Below are 22,451 nucleotides of genomic sequence, written 5' to 3' on the forward strand. Positions count from 1 at the left end.
CAGTTGGCCGGCTAATCACCGTGACGCTGTCTATACTCAGCGGGTCTGCGCTGCGGCGCATCTGTAACGAGGAGTATTCGATGGCGTTCGTGGTGACCGAAAACTGTATCAAGTGTAAATACACCGATTGTGTCGATGTCTGTCCGGTGGATTGCTTCTACGAAGGTCCCAACTTTCTGGTAATCCACCCCGATGAGTGCATCGATTGCGCCCTGTGCGAACCGGAATGCCCGGCCAACGCCATCTTCGAAGAGGACGACGTTCCTGTCGATCAACGCGAATTTATCCAGCTGAACGCAGAGCTTGCCGAAATTTGGCCCAACATCAGCGAAATGAAAGCGGCACCGGCCGACGCCGATGACTGGAACGGCAAAGCGGACAAAAAAAAGCTGCTGGAGCGCTAAGCGCTGCAGCAGCCTGATCTAACCTGCGGCCCCTATTCCAGCAGATCGGGTCCGCTGAGGCCGTTGTTCTCCACGATCTCACGCAAACGCCGCAGCGCCTCGACCTGGATCTGCCGCACCCGCTCGCGAGTCAGGCCGATCTCTCGCCCAACCTCTTCAAGGGTGCTCATCTCATGGCCATGCAGACCGAAGCGCCGGGCCAGCACTTCGGCGTGCTTCTCCGGCAGCGTTTCCAGCCAGTCGTCAAGGCGGCCGATCAGGTTGGTATTCTGCAGCCAGGTTTCCGGATCCGCCGCCTCGGTATCGGGAATGGTTTCCAGCAGCGATTTGTCCGAGTCTGCCCCCACGGGCACATCGACGGAGCTGACGCGCTCGTTGAGGCCCATCATCCGCTTGACGTTCTCGACCGGCTTGTCGAGCATGTCGGCGATCTCTTCGCAGGTGGGCTCATGGTCGAGTTTCTGCGCCAGCTCACGAGCCGCACGCAGATAGACATTGAGCTCCTTCACCACATGGATCGGCAAGCGGATGGTACGGGTCTGGTTCATGATCGCACGTTCGATGGTCTGCCGGATCCACCAGGTCGCATAGGTCGAGAAACGGAACCCGCGCTCCGGATCGAACTTTTCAACCGCGCGAATCAGCCCCAGGTTACCCTCTTCGATCAGATCAAGCAGCGTCAGGCCACGATTGATGTAGCGACGTGAAATTTTAACGACCAGACGCAGGTTGCTTTCGATCATGCGCTTACGCGATGCATCACAGCCACGTAGTGCTTTGCGAGAGAAGTAGACCTCCTCTTCGGCGGTCAACAACGGAGAAAAGCCGATCTCATTGAGATACAGCTGGGTCGCATCTAAATGCTTTGCATTGATCAGATCATCATGCACCTCACTGCGAGCGCGGCTCATGATCTGATCATCTGCAGATTCCAACTCGTCCATGTTGTCCTCTGTGGTGTTTTGCTCCGGTTCCGTGTCGGCTCCAGACTTGCGCTTTTTACCTGTCATGGTCGCTCTCTGCTTGTTTCCTTTCGACTCAAGCACCTGCATGGCTCGTACCTCCGGCCTGGCCCTTTTATCCGCTCAAAGGGTTCTTATCATTATCTTTTCGGCAGGTAGTGCAGCGGATTTACCGGTTTTCCATCCTTGCGAATCTCGAAATGTAACATGGTGCGGGTGGCACCGCTATTACCGATCTCGGCAATCTTTTGCCCGGTTTTAACCCTTTGGTTTTCCTTAACCAACAGACGGTTATTATGCGCATAGGCGCTTAGAAACTGTTCGTTATGATTTATGATTATCAGATTTCCGTAGCCCAGTAAACCGCTACCGGCATAGACCACCCGGCCAGAAGCGGCCGCAAACACCGGATCTCCGCGGCTGCCGTCGATATCGATACCTTTGTTAATTTGTCCGCGGGACTGAAAATTTCGCAGAATGCGGCCACTCGCTGGCCAACGCCAGCTGATACTGGTATTGGCCACAGCGCGCTGGCGCTGGTCGGCGGCGCGCTCGGCCGGCGGCTTCTGCGGTTTGGCAGAGGCAGAGGCCGGGGCCGCCGCAGTGACCGACGACCGGGGCCGGCTGACATTGCGGGCGGTAGACGAGGCGGATACCTCACTCAGGCGGAGGCGCTGTCCCGGGTAGATACGGTAGTTGCGGTCGATGCCGTTGGCGCGGGCCATGTTGCGAAAGTTCAGCCCATAGCGAAAGGCGATCGAATAGAGCGTATCACCGGGCTGGACGGTGTAATAACCGCCCACGGGGCGCGAACTTTTGACCGCCACCGGTTTGCGGGCGCCGTCCAGGGAACGCTCGCTGACCGGCGCATAGCCAGGACCCGAGCATCCCCCGAGCAGCCACAGCACCGCCAGCAGTGCAATCAGATTCAGCGGTTGGAAAGGTGCCGCTGCTGTCGTCCTTGGATTGGAAATCCGTTCACCTCTTATCGCCGGCTGAAGGGGTTTTCGCTTCCAGAATATACACTAACACCGCGCCCAGCAGCATCAGCCCAACGGCGGCCCACAGCAGCGCGTCCTGCCCCGTCAGCGCCTCATAGTTCGACGGTAGCACGTTGTCCTGCTGCAGCGGCACCGGTTCACCATGGCGGTCGATGCGGTAGCTGCTGGTATATTTCCACGGCCATACCCGGTTCAGCGAACCGATCATAAAGCCGGTCAACAGCGCCAGTGTGACTTGGCGGTAATGGCGGAACATCCAGGACAGCAGATGCGAAAAACTGAGCAAACCGATCGCGCAGCCGCTGACAAACAATCCCAGCACCGCCAACTCCAGCCCCTTAATCGCGCCCATGATCGGTGCGTACATGCCCAGCAACAGCAGAATAAAACTGCCGGAAATGCCGGGCAGGATCATGGCGCAGATCGCGATGGCACCGGCAAGAAACACGGTCAAACTGGTGATCTCGGCCTGTGCCGGCGTTATCAGTGTCAGTTTGAACGCTACCATCACCCCCACCAGCATCGCCAGCAGCAAGCGCGGGTTCCAACCTTCAATCTGGCGGATCATCCACACTGACGACGCCAGGATAAGGCCAAAAAAGAACGCCCACAGCAGCGCCGGATGGTGCTCCAACAGATACACCGCCAGCCGGGCAAAACTGACCAGACTGAGCAGAATCCCGCTTAACAGCACCAGCAGGAAACTTCCGTTTATCTGCTGCCAGAAAGCGCCAGGTCCCTGCCGGACCAAGGTCAGCAACGCACCGGGAGTGATGGCTCGAATCGAGTTCAGCAGCTCTTCGTAGATGCCGGTGATAAACGCCACCGTGCCGCCGGAAACACCGGGGACCGCGTCAGCTGCCCCCATGGTCAGCCCCTTGAGAAACAATACTACCCAGTCACGGAGAGTGCGAGTCATCAACAGCGCTCCTTTTAGCGAATCGATCCAGCCAACATCGGCACGAACCGTACCCCTTGCAGCGTTTGTTGTTGACAGCTCTCTTCGGAGATCCGTTCCACCAGGCGCAACTGCTGCTCCTCACCACCGACGGGAATGACCATCCGCCCACCGATAGCAAGCTGAGCCAGCAACTCCGGCGGCACTTGCTCGGGCGCCGCGGCACAGATAATGGCATCAAAGGGGCCTTTTTCCGGCCAGCCGAAGCTACCATCTGAATGTTTGAAGTGGACATTGCGCAGTTTCAGCTCACGCATCCGCCCACGCGCTTTGTCCTGCAGCGGTTTAATCCGCTCCACACTGTAAACCGTGCCCACCAGACAGGCGAGCACGGCGGTCTGGTAACCGGAGCCGGTGCCAATTTCCAGCACCCGTTGCGGCACACCGCCGTTCAGCAGGGCTTCGGTCATCCGGGCAACAATGTAGGGCTGGGAAATGGTCTGGTTGTAGCCGATCGGGAGCGCGGTGTCTTCATACGCACGATGCGACAGCGCCTCATCGATAAACAGATGACGCGGCAGCATTCGCATCACTTCAAGTACGCGTTGATCGGCGATGCCGGCATCGGCCAGACGCTGGATCAGACGATCCCGGGTTCGTTGCGAGGTCATGCCGATACCGGCAAAAAGGTTGGTACTCACTCCAGCTCCTCTAGCCAGCTTTCGACGGCATCAAAGCCGGAGTATTGGGACATATCAGCGTGCAGCGGGGTAATCGACACATAGCCCTGGGCAACCGCATGGAAATCAGTACCGGGACCATCGTCGGCGGCGTTACCAGCTGCCGCAATCCAGTAGCGAGTCTTGCCACGGGGGTCGGTCGCCGCCACCGGTTGCCCGGCCAGATCCCGATGACCCAGGCGAGTAACCCGAATCCCTTTGATCTGCTCCATTGGCAGATCCGGGATATTGACGTTGAGCACCGTGCGCGGGGCGAGATCAACCCGGCTGATGCGCTCTACCAGATGACGCGCAATCGCTGCTCCGGTGGCAAAATGACGGGGAGTTCCGGCCGCCATCGACAACGCCAGCGCCGGCCGTTCCAGATAGCGTCCTTCCATGGCAGCGGCGACCGTGCCGGAGTACAGCACGTCGTCACCCAGATTGGCCCCCGCGTTGATGCCAGCGACCACCATCTCCGGGCGCTCACCAAACAGTTCGGACACCCCCAGATGAACCGCGTCAGTGGGCGTACCATTGACACCGACAAAGCCATTGGCGTGGCGCAGGGTTTCCAGAGGTCGATCGAGGGTTAACGAGTTGCTGGCGCCACTGCGATCACGGTCAGGTGCGACCACCTGGAGGGTTGCAATAGTGGCCAGCGCCTCAGCCAGGGCGGCGAGGCCCGGCGCGTGAACGCCGTCATCGTTGGATAGCAGTAGTTTCATCGTTGTTCCGTTCGGCTACGCGATAGGCGCAGCACTCCCTCAATACGCTGGTGGCGAAGGTACCCGGCGGCAGGCAGAAGCTGATCTCCAGCACCCCGGGCTCGGGCCAATGCCAGCGCATCGCCTCGGGAAGCAACCCCAAAGCCCGCCGTTCACGGCTGAGCCCTGCGCGCTCCAGCCCTTCACACCAGCGGCTAAATGGCGCCAGTATATCAGTTTCCAGCGCCAGAGCTGCGCCCTCTGCCAGCGCTCGTCCGCGTCCCCAGAGAGGCGCTGTCGGATGCAGCCCGGCGGCACCGACATCGGCCTCACGCGCACGCGAATCCTCCAGCGACAGCAGATTACTGCTGCCCGCTACCATCAGCCGGTCGCCATCCAGATAGGTATTCCAGTTGCCCCGCCGCACCCGTTCAGCCACAAGCTGATTAAACAGATAACTGCGCGCGGCGGACAGCAACAAGCCGCGCCGGTTGCGATCCTTGACCCGCCTCTCGCCACTAAGTAACTGCTCGGCGGCCGGCAGGTTGCCGCCGTCAATACCGAAGCGCTGCTCGCCGTAGTAGTTGGGTACCCCCCGATCACGCACCTGACGCAGGCGCACCTCGAGGGCATCGTCCGCCGCAACCTCACGCAGGCGTAACACAAAACGGTTACCTAAGTGGCCGCCACGTTTGAGTTTGCGGTCATGACGACTCTGCTGCAATACGCGTACACCGCTAATATCCAGCCCCTGCAGGTCCGGGCTCTCTTTACCGGGCAACCACAGACTGAACCACTGCCGGGTGATGGCATGACGATCTTTCAGCCCGGCATAGCCAACATCCATGGGGCGCACGCCTGCGGCACGCGCCAACTGGCCCGCCAGCCACTGGGTATTCTGGCCCTGCTTCTCAATCTGCAGATACAGGTGTTCCCCCTCACCCTTGAGTTCTACGCCGAGCAACTCATCTACCTGAAAGTCAGCATCACAGCTGCGCAACATACCGGTGCAGACAGGGTCGCCATGGGCCCGGGGGAAGTCCAGATCAAAGGGTGGGAGTGCGGTCATCGACGCTCGTCGTCCGGTAACAGAAAGAATGTTTCGCCGCGGCGGATCATCCCCAGCTCACTGCGGGCTCGCTCCTCCATGGCAGACAGCCCCTGCTTGAGGTCTTTCACCTCCGCCTTGAGGGCCTGATTGCGCGCTTCAAGCTCGGCATTGACCGCCTTCTGGGCGCGAATATCCTCCTGCAAGCTCCACACGGCCGGCAGGTTGCCTTCGCCCAACCACAGCCGATACTGCAGCCCGAGCAGCAATACCAGCAACAGCATCAACAACCAGCGCATCCGTCCTCCGCAGGGTGGCATAACCGCCCTTCGGGGCGGCATCGCCGACGATCACAACAGCCGCAACAGCGGATCATCGCCGCACCTGCACCCCCTTGCTCTCTTGGCATAGCGTACCCCACGAACATGAAAGGGGAGCCTCAGCTCCCCTTCTCAGCTTACCCCTGGCCTTTGATTTCGGACAGGCCATTGTAAGGAGCTTTGCCGTCCAGCTCGCCCTCGATCCGCAGCAGACGGTTGTACTTGGCGACGCGGTCGGAGCGACAGAGCGAGCCGGTCTTGATCTGCCCCGCGCAGGTGGCCACCGCCAGATCGGCGATGGTGGTGTCTTCGGTTTCACCGGAACGGTGCGAGATCACCGCGGTAAAACCGGCGTCCTGCGCCATCTTGATCGCATCCAGAGTTTCGGACAACGAACCGATCTGGTTGAACTTGATCAGAATGGAGTTGCCGATCCCCTGCTCGATACCGCGCGACAGGATCTTGGTGTTGGTGACGAACAGGTCGTCACCCACCAGCTGTACCTTGTCTCCGATCTTGTTGGTCAGCGCCGCCCAGCCGTCCCAGTCGCTTTCGTCCATGCCATCTTCGATGGAAACGATCGGGTACTTGCGGGTCAGCTCGGCCAGATACTCGGCGAAACCTTCAGCGTCGAACACCTTGCCCTCACCGGACAGGTCGTACTTGCCATTCTTGTAGAATTCAGACGAGGCACAATCCAGCGCCAGAGTGATGTCCTTGCCCAGCTCGTAGCCGGCATTGGCGATCGCTTCGTTGATCACCACCAGTGCCTCTTCGTTGGAGGCCAGGTTCGGTGCGAACCCGCCTTCATCGCCAACGGCGGTGTTGAGGCCACGGGCAGAGAGTACTTTCTTCAGGCTGTGGAAGATCTCGGCGCCCATGCGCAGCGCTTCGGCAAAGCTCGGTGCGGAGACTGGCTGCACCATGAACTCCTGAATATCAACGTTATTATCGGCGTGCTCGCCACCGTTAAGGATGTTCATCATCGGTACCGGCATGGAGAATCGGCCGGAGGTGCCGTTGATGTCAGCGATATGAGCGTACAAGGGTACGCCCTTCTCGACGGCTGCCGCTTTGGCAACCGCCAGAGATACCGCCAAAATGGCGTTGGCGCCAAACTTGGCCTTGTTCTCGGTACCATCGAGGTCGATCATCGCCTGGTCGATAGCGCGCTGTTCCAGCGCATCTTTGCCCAACAGCAGGTCACGAATCGGGCCGTTAACCGCGGCAACCGCTTTCAGCACACCTTTGCCCAGATAGCGACTCTTGTCGCCGTCGCGCAGCTCCAGCGCCTCGCGCGAGCCGGTAGACGCACCGGACGGGGCGCAGGCGCTACCAAAGGCGCCGGACTCCAGAATCACATCCGCTTCAACGGTAGGATTGCCACGTGAATCAAGCACTTCCCGCGCCTTGATATCGATAATTTTGGCCATGTCGACTTTCACTCCAAAGGGTCTTAAAAAAATCGGTTCCCGGGTCGGGCGCTGCTGCGCCCCGAAAAAAGAGCAGCCCTGAAGGCTGCTCTCGATAAGGTTCTACTTTGCTGCGTCCTTGCCGGCACGGTTCAGCGCGGCCTTAACGAAACCGCTGAACAGGCCGTGGCCGTCACGCGGCGTCGAAGTGAATTCCGGGTGGAACTGACAAGCGACGAACCAGGGATGATCGGGCACTTCCACCACTTCAACCAGCGCACCGTCCATGGAACGGCCGGCGATCCGCAGGCCAGCAGCTTCCAGCTGTTCGACGTAGTTGCTGTTCACTTCATAGCGGTGACGATGGCGTTCGACGATCACCTCTTTGCCATAGCAGGCGTGAGCCGTGGTATCGACCGCGAGGCGGCACTCCTGCCCGCCCAGTCGCATGGTACCGCCAAGATCGGTGTCTTCACTGCGGGTTTCCACATCACCGTCACTGGTGGTCCATTCAGTAATCAGGCCGACCACCGGATGCTCGAAATCAGGACCGAACTCACTGCTGTTAGCACCAGCCAAACCGGCGACGTTGCGGGCAAACTCGATCACCGCCACCTGCATACCGAGACAGATCCCCAGATAGGGGACTTTGTTCTCGCGGGCATAACGCACGGTTTCGATCTTGCCTTCGACACCGCGCTCACCGAAGCCGCCCGGCACCAGAATGGCATCCACATCAGCCAGACGGTCAGTACCGTGGCGCTCAATATCTTCGGAATCGATGTAGCGCAGGTTCACCTTGGTGCGGTTCTTGATGCCGGCGTGAGTCATCGCTTCGATCAGCGACTTGTAGGCGTCCAACAGCTCCATGTACTTGCCGACCATGGCGATGGTGACCTCTTTGTGCGGGTTCAGCTTGGCGTCCACCACACTGTCCCACTCGGTCAGGTCCGCCGGCTGGCAGTCCAGTCGGAACTTGTCGACAATAATTTCGTCCAGCCCCTCTTCGTGCAGCATGCGCGGAATCCGATAGATGGTACTCGCATCCTGCAGCGGAATAACCGCGCGCTCTTCAACGTTAGTAAACAACGACAGCTTGCGACGATGCGAGGCGTCGATCTCATGGTCGGAGCGGCACACCAGAATGTCCGGCTGAATACCGATGGAGCGCAGCTCTTTGACCGAGTGCTGCGCCGGTTTGGTCTTGGTTTCACCAGCGGTGGCGATATAGGGCACCAACACGAGGTGCATAAACAGCGCGCGCGACGAGCCCAGCTCAGCGCGCAGCTGGCGCACCGCTTCCATAAACGGCAGCGATTCGATGTCACCCACGGTACCGCCGATCTCCACCAGGGCGATATCAGCGTCACCGGCGCCTTCGATCACCCGGCGCTTGATCTCGTCAGTGATGTGTGGAATCACCTGCACGGTGCCACCGAGGTAATCACCACGGCGTTCTTTGCGCAGCACCTCTTCGTACACCCGACCGGTGGTGAAGTTGTTGCGCTTGGTCATGGTGGTACGAATGAAACGCTCGTAGTGACCAAGGTCGAGGTCGGTTTCGGCGCCATCTTCGGTCACGAACACTTCGCCGTGCTGGAAGGGGCTCATGGTGCCCGGATCCACGTTGATGTAAGGATCCAGTTTAAGCATGGTCACTTTGAGGCCGCGGGCCTCGAGAATAGCGGCCAGCGATGCGGAAGCGATGCCCTTACCCAAAGAGGACACAACGCCGCCCGTGACGAAGATAAAGTGCGTCATTCGAAACCTGTCAGCAGATGTTAAAAACGTGCAAATCGGAGAGAAGCGAGAACCGCCTCAAGATGGGGCTACAGAGTACCAGAGAAGCCCTCTGGCGACAATCGAAAAACAGGGCGGGCACGACTCAGTGCCAGCACCACTCAAGCTGCCAACCCCGCTCCCCGGAGCGCGCCTCAAACTGCTCGCAGACCCACAGATCGGCCACCGCCGCCAGCTCGCCATCGACGTAGATGAGCGGCAACAGAGAGCGTCGCCAAGGCGGCACCGCGGCCTCCTGCAGCAACTTCTTCAGTGAGCGACTGCCGTCGCGCCCGGCCAGCACCAGCCGCTCTCCACCGCGGCGCGGCATCAAGGTCACCACATCACCAGCCGCAACCCTCAAGCCACGCCCCGTAGCCGCCGTTGCCGTCAGGGTTCCCGCCGGCAAGACCAGCGATTCGCCCGGCACCCAGTAGCAAGACTGGAACGGCACAGCCTCCGGCGCGGAGGAGCGTAGGTACAGCTCGCCACGATAGCGCTCCATGATCCAGCCCCCCCAGCTCAACCGTGGCTGCCGATCGTCACCCGCCTGGAAAAGGGAAGCCAGAAACACCACCAACTGGCGCTCCGCCGGCACTTCCGCTCCTTGCCGCAGTAACCAGCGGCGCAGCAGGTTGCGCTGCCGCGGCGGTGACAACCGCCCCAGCGCCGGCACACTGAGCGCACCACGATGGCAAACCGAGGCCAGATCCTGATCCGCATACTCAGCCAGCAGCTCCGCCGATTCACGCTGCAAGCGCGCCGCCCGGGCCAGCACGCGGTTGAGCCCCGGCCAGCGACGATGCAGCAGCGGCATCACCTGATGACGCAGGTAATTACGGTCGAAACGGGCCTCCGTGTTACTGCCGTCTTCGAGCCAGCGCAAATCCTCGGCACCAGCATAGGCGGCCAACTGGCTGCGCGAGCAGGCAAGCAGCGGCCGCCGCAATTCGCCCTCGCCCAGGGGGCGCACGGCGGCCATCGCAGACAGCCCGCGTACGCCTGCACCGCGAAACAGACGCAACAACAGGGTTTCGGACTGATCATCGGCATGATGGCCCAATAGCAGCGTGTCGCCGGTGCGCAACAGGGATTCGAACACGGCGTAACGCGCTGCACGTGCTCCGGCCTCAACACCCTGCTCCGCCGCCACGGTCACCCGCTCGACCCGGCAAGGTACGGACCACTCGGCACACAGGCGAATACAGTGCGCCGCCCAGTCATCAGCGCTCGACTGCAACCCATGATGCACGTGAACCGCGTGCAGACGCCCCTGACGGCCAAGTCCGGCCGCAACAGCCAAGTGCAACAGTACGGTGGAATCAAGGCCGCCACTAAGGCCGACCCAAACCTGCCCGGACTCCGCGAGGGAGTCCAGCAGAGCAGGCGACAGAGGGTTAGACGAGGTCATGACAAGGGGCAGTCGAGCGACCGCCCTGAATGATTACTGAATTCCGTAGGACATCAGGCGCTGATAGCGCTGTTCCAGCAGTTCGTCGGTGGACAGGGCTTGCAGACGATCGAGCTCGGTTAACAGCTCCAGCTTCAACGACGCTCCCATCTGCGCCGGATCACGGTGAGCTCCTCCCAGCGGCTCAGCAACCACTTTATCCACCAGACCCAACTCATGCAGACGCTGGGAGGTGATTCCCATCGCTTTGGCGGCGTCAGACGCACGCTCAGCGCTCTTCCACAAAATAGACGCGCATCCCTCCGGCGAGATCACCGAATAGGTCGCGTATTGCAGCATCATCAGGCGGTCACACACACCGATAGCCAGCGCGCCACCGGAACCGCCCTCGCCCACCACGGTGGAGATAATCGGCGTTTTCAGGCGTGACATAACCGCCAGATTGAAAGCAATTGCCTCACTCTGGCCGCGCTCTTCGGCATCGATGCCGGGATAGGCGCCGGGAGTGTCGATAAAGGTCATGATCGGCATCTTGAAGCGCTCGGCCATCTCCATCAGACGCAGCGCCTTGCGATAACCTTCCGGACGCGGCATACCAAAGTTGCGTTTGACCTTCTCACGCACGTCACGCCCTTTCTGATGACCGATCACCATCACCGGCCGCTCGTCAATGCGGGCCACACCGCCGACAATGGCCGCGTCGTCGGCGAAATGACGGTCGCCGTGCAGCTCCTCGAACTCGTCAAAAATCAGCTCGGCGTAATCCAGGGTGTAAGGGCGACGCGGGTGACGCGCAATCTGGGCCACCTGCCAGGCGCTCAGATCAGCAAATACCTGCTCGGTCAGAGTAACGCTTTTCTCCTGCAGGCGTCCGATCTCGTCACCAATATTCACATCGCTGTTCTGGCCCACCAGACGCAGCTCTTCGATCTTGGCTTCCAGCTCGGCGATCGGTTGTTCAAAGTCCAGATAATTCGGGTTCATGGGGTGTCTCTCGAATCCGCAGCTTGCGCTGAAACCCTGCACCGATAATCGCTTTCACAAAAAGGCGCAAGGACAAAATAGGGCAAATTCTAACTGCCAGTGTCAGCGGATGCCAGCCCAACGCTATGCAAAGGGCAACAAATCCGCTATACATTAGATATGCCTAATAAGGAGCCAAGCATGAACAGCCCGCTCTGGTTTATCGACTTGTTGCGCGAACACCCTCTGGCAGGGTTTGCCATCGGCCTGCTATTCGCAGCGCTGATGTTTGGCAGCAAGAATCTGGTGATCTACCTTTATGACCGCCATCGCCAAGGGCGCCGGCAACCGCCCCCCACTCAGCGACCATAGTCGAGCAGCACCGCCTGCTTGCCGTAACGGCGGCGTAGCTCCAGCAACAGCTCGTCACTAACGACCACCTGCCACTGGTCACCCAAACGTAAACAGGCCTCCGCATCGCCCCGCTGATAGTGCAGCTGCACCGGCACTCCTTGCTCACCGCGGTGGGCAGAAAGCCAGTGCTCAAGCCCATCAACCAGCTGTTGCTCGTCAGCTCCCACGCCCACTCGCAGATGGCTGGCAAAGCTGACCCGCGCCGTGGCCATATCCAGCAGCCGACTGGCGCGCACCTTGAGCTGGCCGGAGTAGTCATCGAACGCGACCTCGCCTTCAACCACAATCACCCTGTCTTTGGCGACCAGATCCCGATGGCTTTCATAGGTGTCGCCAAATAGCGTAACCTCCATCCGCGCACTGCGGTCATCCAGCATCACAAAGGCCATGGTGTCCCCGCGCTTGGTCTTGCGTAGCCGGATATCCACCACCAGCCCCGCCATTTTTTGGGTCCGGCCGCGCTCACCCTTGAGGTCTACCAGCCGGTTGGGCACGAACTCTCGCAGCTCTGTTTCGTACTCATCGATGGGGTGGCCGGTCACGTAGAGCCCCAGGGTATCCTTCTCACCGGTCAGGCGCTCTTTGTCACTCCACTCCTCAAGACCCCGATAGGGTTCGTAGACATCACCCGCCGCTACGTCAGCCACCGCCACGTCGCCGAACAGGTCGACCATGCCGCTGTCCTGGTTACGCGCATTCTGATCAGCCGCTTTGAGTGCATCGGCAATGGCCGCCCACAACACCACCCGACTGGGGCCGATCTTGTCCAGCGCCCCGCAGCGCACCAGCGCCTCCATCACCCGCTTGTTGATATTTTTGCCACCCACCCGCTGGCAGAAATCAAAGATATCGGTGAACGCCCCACCCTCGGCGCGCGCCTTGACGATGGCATCGATAGGGCCTTCACCAACCCCCTTGACGGCACCCAGACCATAGACAATCTCGCCGGCGTCGTTGACGGTGAACATATACTCGCCGCTGTTGACGTCAGGCAGCACCAGCGGCAGTTTCATGGTGCGGCACTCTTCGATGAAGATCACCACCTTGTCGGTGTTCTGCATGTCCGAGGACATCACCGCCGCCATAAAGGGTGCGGGATAGTAGTGCTTAAGCCAGGCGGTCTGGTAGGAGACCAGCGCATAGGCGGCCGAGTGCGACTTGTTGAAACCGTAACCGGCAAACTTTTCCACCAGATCGAAGATATTACCCGCCAGATCCGGGTCGATCCCCTGCCCTTTGCACCCCTCCAGGAAGATCGCCCGCTGCTTAGCCATCTCTTCCGGCTTTTTCTTACCCATGGCCCGGCGCAGCATGTCAGCACCACCAAGGGTATAGCCCGCCATCACCTGGGCGATCTGCATCACCTGCTCCTGGTAAAGCACCACCCCGTAGGTGGGTTCCAGCACCGGCTGCAGCGGCATGTATTCGTAATCGGGGTGAGGATAGGAGAGCGGAGCACGACCGTGCTTACGGTTGATAAAGTCGTCCACCATGCCCGACTGCAGCGGGCCAGGCCGAAACAGCGCCACCAGAGCGACGATATCTTCAAAGCGGCTTGGCAGCAGTCGCTTCATCAGGTCTTTCATACCGCTGGATTCGAGCTGGAACACCGCGGTGGTGTCGCCGCGCTTGAGCATCTCGTAAACCGGCGCTTCTTCCAGATCAATCGCCGCAATATCGAGTGGCGCCTCGCCGCGCTTGGCCTGCTGGCGATGAATGGTTTTCAATGCCCAGTCGATAATGGTGAGGGTTCGCAGGCCGAGAAAGTCGAACTTCACCAGCCCGGCCGCCTCGACATCGTTTTTGTCATACTGGGTCACCAAACCACCGCCGAACTCGTCACAATAGAGCGGTGCAAAGTCGGTCAGCCGGGTCGGGGCAATCACCACCCCCCCTGCGTGTTTGCCCACGCCCCGGGTCACGCCCTCAAGCTGCAGCGCCATCTCCCAGATCTCCTGGGCTTCTTCACTGGTGGCCAGAAACTCCTTCAGCGCCGGCTCCTGTTCGATCGCCTTGCCGAGGGTCATCCCCACTTCAAAGGGGATCAGTTTGGACAACTTGTCCGCCAGGCCGAACGGCTTGCCCTGTACCCGCGCTACGTCACGGACCACGGCCTTGGCGGCCATGGTGCCGAAGGTGATGATCTGGGACACCGCGTCGCGGCCATAGGTTTCGGCCACGTAGTCGATTACGCGGTCACGGTTATCCATGCAGAAGTCGATATCGAAGTCAGGCATCGACACCCGTTCCGGATTCAGGAATCGCTCGAACAGCAGGTCATACTCCAGCGGATCGAGGTCGGTAATCTTCTGCGCGTAAGCCACCAGCGAGCCGGCACCGGAACCCCGCCCAGGCCCCACCGGTACGCCGTTGTCCTTGCCCCACTGGATAAAGTCCATCACGATCAGAAAGTAGCCGGGGAAGCCCATCTCGATGATAATCTTGAGCTCGAACTCAAGCCGTTCGTCGTAGGGTCGGCGTTTCTCGGCGTAGTCGGGATCGTTTTTGTCGAGAATTTTCTCCAGTCGCTCTTCGAGCCCTTTCTTCGAGATCTCGATAAAGTACTCATCCATGGTCATCCCCTCGGGGATGGGATAGTTGGGCAAATAGTACTTGCCGATCTCTACATCGATACTACAGCGGCGGGCAATCTCAACCGTGTTGGTCAGCGCCTGGGGAATATCGGCAAACAACTCGGCCATCTCCTCAGCCGAACGAAAATACTGCTGTTCACTATATTCTTTGGGCCGACGCGGGTCGTCCAGCACCCGCCCCTGGTTGATGCAGACCCGAGCTTCGTGGGCGTCGAATTCATCGGTTGCGATAAAGCGCACATCGTTGGTGGCGACCACCGGACAGCCACTCTCCGCAGCCAGAGCCAACGAACCGTGAACACACTCCTCATCGTTCACCCGGCCGGTACGCTGCAGCTCCAGATAAAAGCTGTCTCCAAAGCTGGCTCGCCACTCGGCCAGCAGTTCCCGTGCGTCGTCCCCTTTGTCTGCCAGCAGCGCCTGGCCAATTTCACCCTCCTTGGCACAGGACAGGGCGATCAGCCCCTCGGGCTTTTCATGGATCCACTCCGGCCGCACCAGAGCCTTCTCCGGCACAATGCCCTGCCCTTCCTGATGGGCGCGGGCGATGATCTCGGTAAGATTGCGGTAGCCAACACGATCTTTAACCAACAAGCAGATACGAGTCGGCGGTTCACGCTCATCGGCGCGGTTGGCCAACCACAGATCGGCGCCGCAGATCGGCTTAACACCCGCCCCTATCGCCGCCTGGTAAAACTTGATCAGGGCATAGAAATTGCTCTGATCGGTCAGTGCCACCGCCGGCATCTGTTTGGCAGCCGCCTCGGCCACCAGCGTCTTAACCCGCACCAGACCGTCAACAACGGAGTATTCGGAATGCACGCGCAGATGAACAAAGGGCGGTGTCGACATGACGATCAGCTCGATTTACACAAAAGGAAGAGGCGCATTATAGCCTCAGAAGACGGGCGGACTTAAGCGCTTAACCCATGGACTCGATCAGATTGCGCACCGGCGCAAACGAGCGTCGGTGGAGCGGTGTCGGCCCCAGCCGTTGCAGCGCCTCCAGATGCACTTTGGTGGGGTAACCTTTATGACCGGCCAGGCCATAGCCCGGATAGTGCGCATCCAGCGCGATGATTTCGCGATCCCGGCTAACTTTGGCGAGGATTGATGCGGCACTGATCGCCGCCACCGTGCTGTCGCCTTTGACCACCGACTCGCAGGGACAGGGCAGCGCCGGGCAACGGTTGCCATCGATCAGGGCATAATCAGGCGGGGTATGCAGCCCTGCCACAGCACGCTGCATCGCCAGCATGGTGGCATGAAGGATATTGAGGCGATCAATCTCCTCGACCTCGGCACGGGCAATACTCCAGGCCAACGCTTTCTCACGGATCTCGTCAAACAGGGCGTCGCGCCGCTTTTCGGTCAGCTTTTTAGAGTCTGCCAGGCCGGCGATGGGGCGCGCCGGGTCAAGAATCACCGCAGCGGTAACGACGGCACCAAACAGCGGGCCACGACCGACTTCATCGACACCCGCAATCAGTTGCCCCTTGGCGGGGCCAAAATCAAATCCCTGCAGTTCCATCAGCCCTCTCCCGACGCCTGGCCAGCAGCTGCAGTATGGCAGCAGCGGATTGCGCGCTGGCGTCCTGCTTCAGCTGCCGATGCAGCTCGGTGAAACGGGTGACCAACTGCTGACGCCGCTCGCCCTGATTGAGCTGTTCCAGCAGAGTCCGGGCAAGATTATCCGGCGTTGCGGCATCTTGCAGCAGCTCCGGCACCAGCTCTTCGTCCGCCAGCAGATTGGGCAGCGCGACATACTTTACCTTGACCATGCACGAGATGATCGCCCAGCTGAGCGCCGCAAAACGGTAGGCCACCACCATCGGCTTTTTCAACAGCATCCCTTCCAGAGCCGCAGTACCTGAGGCCAGTAGCACCGCGTCGCTGGCGGTCATGACTTCGCGAGAACGGCCATCCACCAGCGTCAGCGGCAACGCGCGCCCTTCCAGTTGCTGTTCGATCTGGGCGCGGCGGGCGGGGGTGGCGGCCGGCAGCAGAAACTGAAGATCAGGACGCCGCTGCAAACAGCGCTCGGCGGCATCGAGAAACAGCGGCCCCAGCCGCTCCACCTCGCCGCCACGACTGCCGGGCAGCAGCGCCAGATAGGTGGCGTCCGGTTCCAGACCCAGAGTCTGTCGGGCTGCGCTCACATCCGGCTCCAGCGGTAGATCATCGGCCAGGGTATGGCCGACAAAGCGCGCATCAACTTGATGCCGGGCGTAAAAGGGGACTTCGAAAGGCAACAGGCAGAGCATAAGGTCGACCGCTTTGGCGATCTTCTTCACCCGCCCCTGGCGCCAGGCCCAGACCGACGGGCTGACGTAGTGAATGGTCGGCACGCCAGCATCACGCAAGCGCTTCTCCAGCCCCAGGTTGAAATCGGGGGCGTCGATGCCGATAAAGGCATCAGGCGGATTGGCGAGCCAGTGATCGCCCAGCTCGCGGCGGATCCGCAGCAGCTCGCGCAGGCGACCCAACACCTCCACCAGCCCCATCACCGACAAGCGCTCCATCGGCACCCGGCTCTGCAGGCCTTCGGCTTCCATCAACGGGCCGCCGATACCTTCGAACTGGATAGCGGAATGCTGTTGTTTGAGCGCACGCATCAGGCCGGCACCGAGAATATCCCCCGATGCCTCACCTGCAACCAGGCCGATTCGCATCAGCCTTAGCGGATAATGCCGCGGCTGGCCTGCTGCAACGAGGTCACCAGCGGTGTCAGCGCGTCACAATCGGCCTGCATGGCGACGATCTGAGCCAGCGCCTCGTCGAGTTTCAGGCCTTTGCGGTAGATCAGCTTGTAAGCCTGGCGCAAGGCACGAATCTCATCGCTGCCGAAACCGCGACGCTTCAGACCTTCACTATTGATGCCGTGGGGGGTGGCAGTATTGCCGTTGGCCATCACGTAGGCCGGCACATCCTGCAGCACAACGGTGCCGGCACCACACATGACGTGAGCACCGATCTGGCAAAACTGATGGACCGCGGTAAAGCCGCCCAGAATAGCGAAGTCACCCACTTTGACATGGCCGGCCAGGGCGACATTATTGGCCAGAATACAGTTATCGCCAACGATGCAATCATGGGCGACATGCACATAGGCCATCAGCAGATTGCCGCTACCGATCTGGGTCAGGCTGTGGTCCTGAATGGTACCGCGATGCAGGGTGCAGCCTTCACGAATGACGTTATTGTCACCGATCACCAGTCGGGTCGGCTCACCCGCGTATTTCTTGTCCTGGCACTCTTCACCGACGGTGGCGAACTGGAAAATGCGGTTGTTGCGGCCGATCTGGGTCGGGCCTTTAACAACCACATGAGAAGCGATCTGCGTCCCCTCTCCGATCACCACATCAGGGCCGATCAGCGTCCAGGGGCCGATCTCGACGTTGTCGGCGATCTGGGCCGACGGATCAATAATGGCGCTTGGATGAATCAAACTCATACCTTGCGGTGGGCACAAAGGATGGTAGCAGAGCTGACCAGTTCACCGTCAACGCTGGCCTTGCAATCAAACTTCCACAGCCCGCGCCGCTCGGAGATCACTTTGGCTTCCAGTTGCAGTCGGTCACCCGGCACGACCGGGCGTTTGAAACGCAAATTATCAGCGCCAACCAGATAATAGATGGAGCCATCTTCGGCCTGCTTATTCATGGTGCGAAAGCCCAGCACGCCGGCCGCCTGGGCCATCGCCTCGACCACCAGCACTCCCGGCATGACCGGATGCCCCGGGAAGTGGCCATTGAAAAAGGGTTCGTTGATGGTGACGTTCTTGTACGCGACGATCGATTCGCCCAGCGTCAGCTCGACCACCCGGTCAACCAGCAGGAAAGGATAGCGGTGCGGCAGGTCCTGCGAAATTTCATTTACATCCATCATTCAGATTAACCTTTCTGCTTCTTTTCGGCGCTGGCTTCCAGCGCAGCAACGCGCCCCGCCAGCTTATCCAACTGGCGGAAGCGAACGACATTACGTTTCCACTGTTGATAGGGAAGGATCCCGGTACCGGAGGAGTATATCCCTTTTTCATTCAGGGAGTTGGTTACCATCGCCATACCACTGACGTGTACGTCGTCGGCGATTTCGAGATGTCCCGCGATACCCGCGGCACCGGCAATGGTACAGCGCTGGCCTATTTTAGTGCTTCCGGCGATTCCGGCACAACCAGCGATCGCACTGTTATCGCCGATCTCGCAGTTATGGGCGATCTGTACTTGATTATCGATCTTGACCCCGTTGCCGATTCGGGTCGGTTCCAGCGCACCGCGGTCGATGGTTGTGTTGGCACCGATCTCCACATCGTCACCGGTCACCACCCCGCCCAACTGGGCGATTTTCTGCCACCCCTCGGGGCTTGGCGCAAAACCGAAACCGTCGGCGCCAATCACCACACCGCTATGGATCAGGTTGCGCCGGCCCAGCGTGATGGCGTGATACAGGGTCACGCGCGCCGCCAGACGGGTCTGTTCACCGATCACCGAGTGGTCACCGATCACACAACCGGGTCCGATCTCGACCCCGGCTGCGATGGAGACCCCGGCGCCGATCACGACACCCGGCCCTATGCTGGCATCGGCTGCCACCTCGGCACTGGGATCAACCGTTGCTGTGGGATGAACACCCTTGGCGACGGCGGGACGTTGTTCAAAACGGTGGGTCAGACGCGCGTAGGCAAGATAAGGAGTATCCGTAACCAACGCCGCCACCGGGCATTCGTCGACAAATGCCGGCTCTATAAGCACCGCCGCCGCTGCCGTAGTTGCCAGTTCGGCGCGGTAACGCTTGTTGGCCAGGAAGGACACATCGCTGCCACCCGCCGCGGCCAGCGTCTGCAGGCCGGTAACCGGAGTTGCCGGATCGCCGATCAAACGGGCGTCAACTGCTGCTGCAATCTCGCCGAGGGTAAAGGTAATCGCCATAGGGTTACTGTTGATTGAGACGCTCAAGTACCGCTGCCGACAGATCCATCTCCGGATTGATATAGATCGCCGCACGGCGGTTGAGAATAATGTCGATTTTTTGCTCTGCAACCAGTTCCCGCAGCACCTCTTCCACCTGTGGCCGCAGCTGATCCAGAAACGCGCGCTCGCGATCTTGCGTTTGCTGCTTGATCTGGTTACCCAGCGCCTGGAACTCTTCGTACTTGTTCTTGATCTGGCCGAGCATGATCTCGCGATCGCCGGCGCTCATGAAGTCGCTTTCTTTCTCAAACTTGGCTTTCAGCGCATTGCCCTCCTCGGACAATTTGCGCAGTGCCAGCTCTTCGTCAGCGAACTCCTGCCGCAACTGCTCGCGCAGATCCTCGGCCAGCTTTGACGAGCGAATCACCCCATCCATGTCCAGCACCGCGATGCGCGCCTCGGCCCAGCCCAGTGCTGGCAATAACAGCAAACCCAACAGTGCGACCTTTAGCGATTTCATCTAACTCTCCCTATTTATCAGAATGTTCGTCCCAGCGAGAACTGGAAGGTTTCGGTTTCGTCGAACTCTTGCTCTTTCAGCGGTCTGGCCAGAGTGAATGACATCGGACCGATAAAGGTCAGCCATGATAGTCCCACGCCTGCCGCCGCACTCATATCTTTAACCCGCACCTGGTCGGTACAACCGGGATTACTGACACTGCACTTGGTATCAAACACGCTGCCCATATCGACAAACAGCAGGGTACGAAGACTGGTGGTGTCTTCCACCCAAGGCAATGGGAAGATCAACTCGGCCGAGCCGGTAATCAGCACATTACCCCCCAGCGGATCGCGCTCTCCAAAGCTGTCCGGGGTTGAGCGAGGTCCCAGCGAGTTGTTCTTGAAACCGCGCACCGTGCTGAAGCCCCCGGCGTAGAAATTCTTGAAGAACGGCATCTCACTGGTATCGCCAAAGCTGTCCCCGAAACCGAGTTGGGTCTTGAAACTCAGCGCCCAGCGATGACTATCAGTCAAGGGGAGATAACGCTGCCCGCGGTAACGCAATTTATAGTAGTTTAGATCGCTGCCGGGAGCGCCCATCTCCAGCGACAACGACTGCGAATAACCATCCGTCGCCAACATCCCGCGATTGAGGTGGTTGTCACTCCAACTGCCGGTCAGCAGGACCTGGTCATATTCGCTGCCTTCGATGGCAACGAAGTCGAGAATCTCCTGCGGCACCGAGGCTGGATCACCGATCTTGATCTGCAGGTTTTCAAAGCCGGCGGAGAAGTTGAGCCGCTGATACTCGTCGATCGGATAGCCAAAGCTGACCGAACCACCGTACGAATCGAGGTTGTAGTCACTCAGGTCATCTTCGTCGAAATCCTGCTTGCGGTAGTAAACATTGAAGCCACGGCTGACACCGTCGACGGTGTAGTACGGATCGGTGTAGCGGAAGCTGTACTCGGTATCGGTGTCACTGTTACTGATGCTGAACGAGACCGATTTGCCGGTACCCAGGAAGTTTTCCTGCGCGATGCTGGCCGCCAGAATCAGGCCGCTGCTCTGGGAAAAACCGATACTGGCGGCCAGGTTACCCGACAACTGCTCGGTGACGCTGTACTCCAGATCGATCTGGTCATCACTGCCGGGAACCGGCGAGGTCTCCAGATTCACCGCCGAAAAGTAACCCAGCCGCTCCAGCCGCTGCTTGGACTTCTCCATCTTGTCGGTGGAGGCCCAGCCGCCCTCCATCTGTCGCATTTCACGGCGCAAGACATCATCGGCTGTCGTGGTATTGCCACGAAAATCGATCCGGCGCACATAGATGCGACGCCCCGGATCAACAAAGAACTTGATATCAACGCGCTTGTTGGCTTCGTCGATCGCGGGTACGGGGTTGACATTGGCCTGCAGAAAACCGGCATCGCCCAGCATGCGGATGATCTGGTCGGAGGAGCGCACCATCAGCCGGCGAGAAAAGGTATCCCCCTGCTTCACCACCACGGCCGCTGCAAGCTCCTCCCGGGGAATCACCAGATCACCCACAAGGTCGAAACTGCCGAACTGAAACTGCTCGCCCTCGGAGATGCTGACGGTGATGTATACCTGATTGCGGTCCGGTGTAAGCGACACTTCGGTCGACTCCACCTTGAAATTGATGTATCCGCGATCAAGGTAGTAGGAGCGCAGCCGCTCCAGATCGCCACTGAGTTTTTCCCGGGAGTAGCGGTCCTCGTTACCAAAAAACGACCAGAAACCGGACACCTCCAGTTCAAACAGTGACTCCAGGATTTCATCGGAAAACACCTGATTACCGACCACGTTGATATGCTGGATGGTCGCAGGTTTGCCTTCGCGGATATTGATCTTCAGGCCCAGCCGGTTTTCCGGCAGCTCATTCAGCTCCGACTCTATCTGCGCCCCGTAACGCCCCTGCGCCGCATACAGTCGCAATAGCTCCAGCCGAATCCGTTCCAGCGCCGCGCGCTGGAACACCTCGCCCTCCGCCAGGCCCATATTCTTGAGCCCATCCATCAACGCGTCAGTCTCCAGCGCCTTATTGCCATCGATCTCGATTTTGCTCAGCGCAGGGCGCTCCAGCACCTTCACCACCAGCACACTGCCGTCGCGATACAGTTGAATATCGTTAAAGTAACCGGTCGCAAACAGCGACTTGGAGGCACGGGCCAGGCGGAACTCATCAACCTCTTCGCCGATATCGACCGCGAAAGCGCGCAACACTGCTCCCAGATCGATACGCTGCAGCCCATCCACACGGATGTCGGATACCTGGAAAGGTGCCGCTTGCACGAAACAGGAAAGGCCGGTCAACAGCAGGATTAAAGCCAGTTTGCGTTTCATGAAGCGAAAGAATCCCGTTACTTTTGGAGTTGTTGTTGGTT

At 59.8% G+C, this 22,451-nt stretch carries 21 protein-coding genes; 2 read left to right on the top strand and 19 right to left on the bottom strand.

Annotated features, from left to right (window positions below):
• The first annotated feature begins 80 nt into the window (after positions 1-80).
• Positions 81-404, top strand: a complete 324-nt coding sequence (gene fdxA, locus JJQ76_RS11585; RefSeq protein ID WP_210396997.1) for a ferredoxin FdxA — start codon at positions 81-83, stop codon at positions 402-404.
• A 32-nt stretch (positions 405-436) separates the two neighbouring features.
• Here the strand turns inward: fdxA and rpoS are convergent, their stop codons facing one another.
• From rpoS to accA, 11 genes are all read right to left on the bottom strand, one after another.
• A complete protein-coding gene (gene rpoS / locus JJQ76_RS11590; protein WP_210396998.1) occupies positions 437-1,414 on the bottom strand; it encodes an RNA polymerase sigma factor RpoS in 978 nt (325 codons plus the stop codon).
• Between the two features lie 92 nt (positions 1,415-1,506).
• A complete protein-coding gene (locus tag JJQ76_RS11595; protein WP_343232530.1) occupies positions 1,507-2,169 on the bottom strand; it encodes a peptidoglycan DD-metalloendopeptidase family protein in 663 nt (220 codons plus the stop codon).
• A 175-nt stretch (positions 2,170-2,344) separates the two neighbouring features.
• Complete coding sequence (locus JJQ76_RS11600; RefSeq protein ID WP_210396999.1) at positions 2,345-3,286, bottom strand: polyprenyl-phosphate transporter; 942 nt, start codon at positions 3,284-3,286, stop codon at positions 2,345-2,347.
• A 14-nt stretch (positions 3,287-3,300) separates the two neighbouring features.
• Positions 3,301-3,936, bottom strand: a complete 636-nt coding sequence (locus tag JJQ76_RS11605; RefSeq protein ID WP_210397189.1) for a protein-L-isoaspartate(D-aspartate) O-methyltransferase — start codon at positions 3,934-3,936, stop codon at positions 3,301-3,303.
• Between the two features lie 26 nt (positions 3,937-3,962).
• Positions 3,963-4,712 (bottom strand): 5'/3'-nucleotidase SurE, encoded by a 750-nt coding sequence (surE, locus tag JJQ76_RS11610; protein WP_210397000.1) that lies wholly within the window; start codon positions 4,710-4,712, stop codon positions 3,963-3,965.
• Positions 4,687-5,760: a tRNA pseudouridine(13) synthase TruD gene (gene truD / locus JJQ76_RS11615; RefSeq protein WP_210397001.1), complete on the bottom strand. Its 1,074-nt coding sequence runs from the start codon at positions 5,758-5,760 to the stop codon at positions 4,687-4,689. The genes surE and truD overlap by 26 nt, the downstream gene beginning before the upstream one ends.
• Positions 5,757-6,038: a cell division protein FtsB gene (gene ftsB / locus JJQ76_RS11620; protein ID WP_210397002.1), complete on the bottom strand. Its 282-nt coding sequence runs from the start codon at positions 6,036-6,038 to the stop codon at positions 5,757-5,759. Before ftsB ends, truD begins: the two co-directional genes overlap by 4 nt.
• Before the next feature lie 158 nt (positions 6,039-6,196).
• Positions 6,197-7,492 (bottom strand): phosphopyruvate hydratase, encoded by a 1,296-nt coding sequence (gene eno / locus JJQ76_RS11625; protein ID WP_210397003.1) that lies wholly within the window; start codon positions 7,490-7,492, stop codon positions 6,197-6,199.
• Positions 7,493-7,594: 102 nt separating this feature from the next.
• Positions 7,595-9,232, bottom strand: coding sequence for a CTP synthase (gene pyrG / locus JJQ76_RS11630; protein WP_210397004.1), 1,638 nt, complete (start codon positions 9,230-9,232; stop codon positions 7,595-7,597).
• A 124-nt stretch (positions 9,233-9,356) separates the two neighbouring features.
• Positions 9,357-10,661, bottom strand: a complete 1,305-nt coding sequence (tilS, locus tag JJQ76_RS11635) for a tRNA lysidine(34) synthetase TilS (protein WP_210397005.1) — start codon at positions 10,659-10,661, stop codon at positions 9,357-9,359.
• 33 nt (positions 10,662-10,694) lie between these two features.
• Complete coding sequence (gene accA / locus JJQ76_RS11640; RefSeq protein ID WP_210397006.1) at positions 10,695-11,645, bottom strand: acetyl-CoA carboxylase carboxyl transferase subunit alpha; 951 nt, start codon at positions 11,643-11,645, stop codon at positions 10,695-10,697.
• A gap of 180 nt (positions 11,646-11,825) precedes the next feature.
• On the opposite strand from accA, the gene JJQ76_RS11645 reads away from it, so the two are divergent.
• Entirely contained in the window at positions 11,826-11,996 is a 171-nt protein-coding gene (locus JJQ76_RS11645; RefSeq protein WP_210397007.1) for a hypothetical protein, read from the top strand.
• Here JJQ76_RS11645 and dnaE read toward each other — a convergent pair.
• From dnaE to bamA, 8 genes are all read right to left on the bottom strand, one after another.
• Positions 11,984-15,484, bottom strand: coding sequence for a DNA polymerase III subunit alpha (gene dnaE / locus JJQ76_RS11650; RefSeq protein WP_210397008.1), 3,501 nt, complete (start codon positions 15,482-15,484; stop codon positions 11,984-11,986). The genes JJQ76_RS11645 and dnaE overlap by 13 nt on opposite strands.
• Before the next feature lie 70 nt (positions 15,485-15,554).
• Positions 15,555-16,163 (bottom strand): ribonuclease HII, encoded by a 609-nt coding sequence (gene rnhB / locus JJQ76_RS11655; protein WP_210397009.1) that lies wholly within the window; start codon positions 16,161-16,163, stop codon positions 15,555-15,557.
• Positions 16,144-17,304: a lipid-A-disaccharide synthase gene (lpxB, locus tag JJQ76_RS11660; protein WP_210397010.1), complete on the bottom strand. Its 1,161-nt coding sequence runs from the start codon at positions 17,302-17,304 to the stop codon at positions 16,144-16,146. The genes rnhB and lpxB overlap by 20 nt, the downstream gene beginning before the upstream one ends.
• Before the next feature lie 5 nt (positions 17,305-17,309).
• Positions 17,310-18,080: an acyl-ACP--UDP-N-acetylglucosamine O-acyltransferase gene (lpxA, locus tag JJQ76_RS11665; RefSeq protein ID WP_246480654.1), complete on the bottom strand. Its 771-nt coding sequence runs from the start codon at positions 18,078-18,080 to the stop codon at positions 17,310-17,312.
• A 2-nt stretch (positions 18,081-18,082) separates the two neighbouring features.
• Positions 18,083-18,520 carry a 3-hydroxyacyl-ACP dehydratase FabZ gene (gene fabZ / locus JJQ76_RS11670; protein ID WP_210397012.1) on the bottom strand — a complete coding sequence of 146 codons (438 nt, stop codon included), beginning with the start codon at positions 18,518-18,520 and terminating at the stop codon, positions 18,083-18,085.
• A 5-nt stretch (positions 18,521-18,525) separates the two neighbouring features.
• The gene (gene lpxD, locus JJQ76_RS11675) at positions 18,526-19,587 is read right to left on the bottom strand and encodes a UDP-3-O-(3-hydroxymyristoyl)glucosamine N-acyltransferase (RefSeq protein WP_343232531.1); all 1,062 of its coding nucleotides are present in this window, start codon (positions 19,585-19,587) and stop codon (positions 18,526-18,528) included.
• Positions 19,565-20,062, bottom strand: coding sequence for an OmpH/Skp family outer membrane protein (locus tag JJQ76_RS11680; RefSeq protein WP_210397013.1), 498 nt, complete (start codon positions 20,060-20,062; stop codon positions 19,565-19,567). Before JJQ76_RS11680 ends, lpxD begins: the two co-directional genes overlap by 23 nt.
• A 17-nt stretch (positions 20,063-20,079) precedes the next feature.
• Positions 20,080-22,410: an outer membrane protein assembly factor BamA gene (bamA, locus tag JJQ76_RS11685; protein ID WP_210397014.1), complete on the bottom strand. Its 2,331-nt coding sequence runs from the start codon at positions 22,408-22,410 to the stop codon at positions 20,080-20,082.
• Between the last annotated feature and the right edge of the window lie 41 nt (positions 22,411-22,451).

This window comes from Motiliproteus sediminis, from assembly GCF_017912535.1.
Taxonomy (GTDB): Bacteria; Pseudomonadota; Gammaproteobacteria; order Pseudomonadales; family Balneatricaceae; genus Motiliproteus; species Motiliproteus sediminis.

Bases quoted from the DNA above. Each gene is read 5' to 3' on its own strand.
- fdxA (WP_210396997.1), top strand. From the start codon at position 81: ATGGCGTTCGTGGTGACCGAAAACTGTATCAAGTGTAAATACACCGAT.
- rpoS (WP_210396998.1), bottom strand. From the start codon at position 1,414: ATGACAGGTAAAAAGCGCAAGTCTGGAGCCGACACGGAACCGGAGCAA.
- JJQ76_RS11600 (WP_210396999.1), bottom strand. From the start codon at position 3,286: ATGACTCGCACTCTCCGTGACTGGGTAGTATTGTTTCTCAAGGGGCTG.
- JJQ76_RS11605 (WP_210397189.1), bottom strand. From the start codon at position 3,936: ATGACCTCGCAACGAACCCGGGATCGTCTGATCCAGCGTCTGGCCGAT.
- surE (WP_210397000.1), bottom strand. From the start codon at position 4,712: ATGAAACTACTGCTATCCAACGATGACGGCGTTCACGCGCCGGGCCTC.
- truD (WP_210397001.1), bottom strand. From the start codon at position 5,760: ATGACCGCACTCCCACCCTTTGATCTGGACTTCCCCCGGGCCCATGGC.
- ftsB (WP_210397002.1), bottom strand. From the start codon at position 6,038: ATGCGCTGGTTGTTGATGCTGTTGCTGGTATTGCTGCTCGGGCTGCAG.
- eno (WP_210397003.1), bottom strand. From the start codon at position 7,492: ATGGCCAAAATTATCGATATCAAGGCGCGGGAAGTGCTTGATTCACGT.
- pyrG (WP_210397004.1), bottom strand. From the start codon at position 9,232: ATGACGCACTTTATCTTCGTCACGGGCGGCGTTGTGTCCTCTTTGGGT.
- tilS (WP_210397005.1), bottom strand. From the start codon at position 10,661: ATGACCTCGTCTAACCCTCTGTCGCCTGCTCTGCTGGACTCCCTCGCG.
- accA (WP_210397006.1), bottom strand. From the start codon at position 11,645: ATGAACCCGAATTATCTGGACTTTGAACAACCGATCGCCGAGCTGGAA.
- JJQ76_RS11645 (WP_210397007.1), top strand. From the start codon at position 11,826: ATGAACAGCCCGCTCTGGTTTATCGACTTGTTGCGCGAACACCCTCTG.
- dnaE (WP_210397008.1), bottom strand. From the start codon at position 15,484: ATGTCGACACCGCCCTTTGTTCATCTGCGCGTGCATTCCGAATACTCC.
- rnhB (WP_210397009.1), bottom strand. From the start codon at position 16,163: ATGGAACTGCAGGGATTTGATTTTGGCCCCGCCAAGGGGCAACTGATT.
- lpxB (WP_210397010.1), bottom strand. From the start codon at position 17,304: ATGCGAATCGGCCTGGTTGCAGGTGAGGCATCGGGGGATATTCTCGGT.
- fabZ (WP_210397012.1), bottom strand. From the start codon at position 18,520: ATGATGGATGTAAATGAAATTTCGCAGGACCTGCCGCACCGCTATCCT.
- JJQ76_RS11680 (WP_210397013.1), bottom strand. From the start codon at position 20,062: ATGAAATCGCTAAAGGTCGCACTGTTGGGTTTGCTGTTATTGCCAGCA.
- bamA (WP_210397014.1), bottom strand. From the start codon at position 22,410: ATGAAACGCAAACTGGCTTTAATCCTGCTGTTGACCGGCCTTTCCTGT.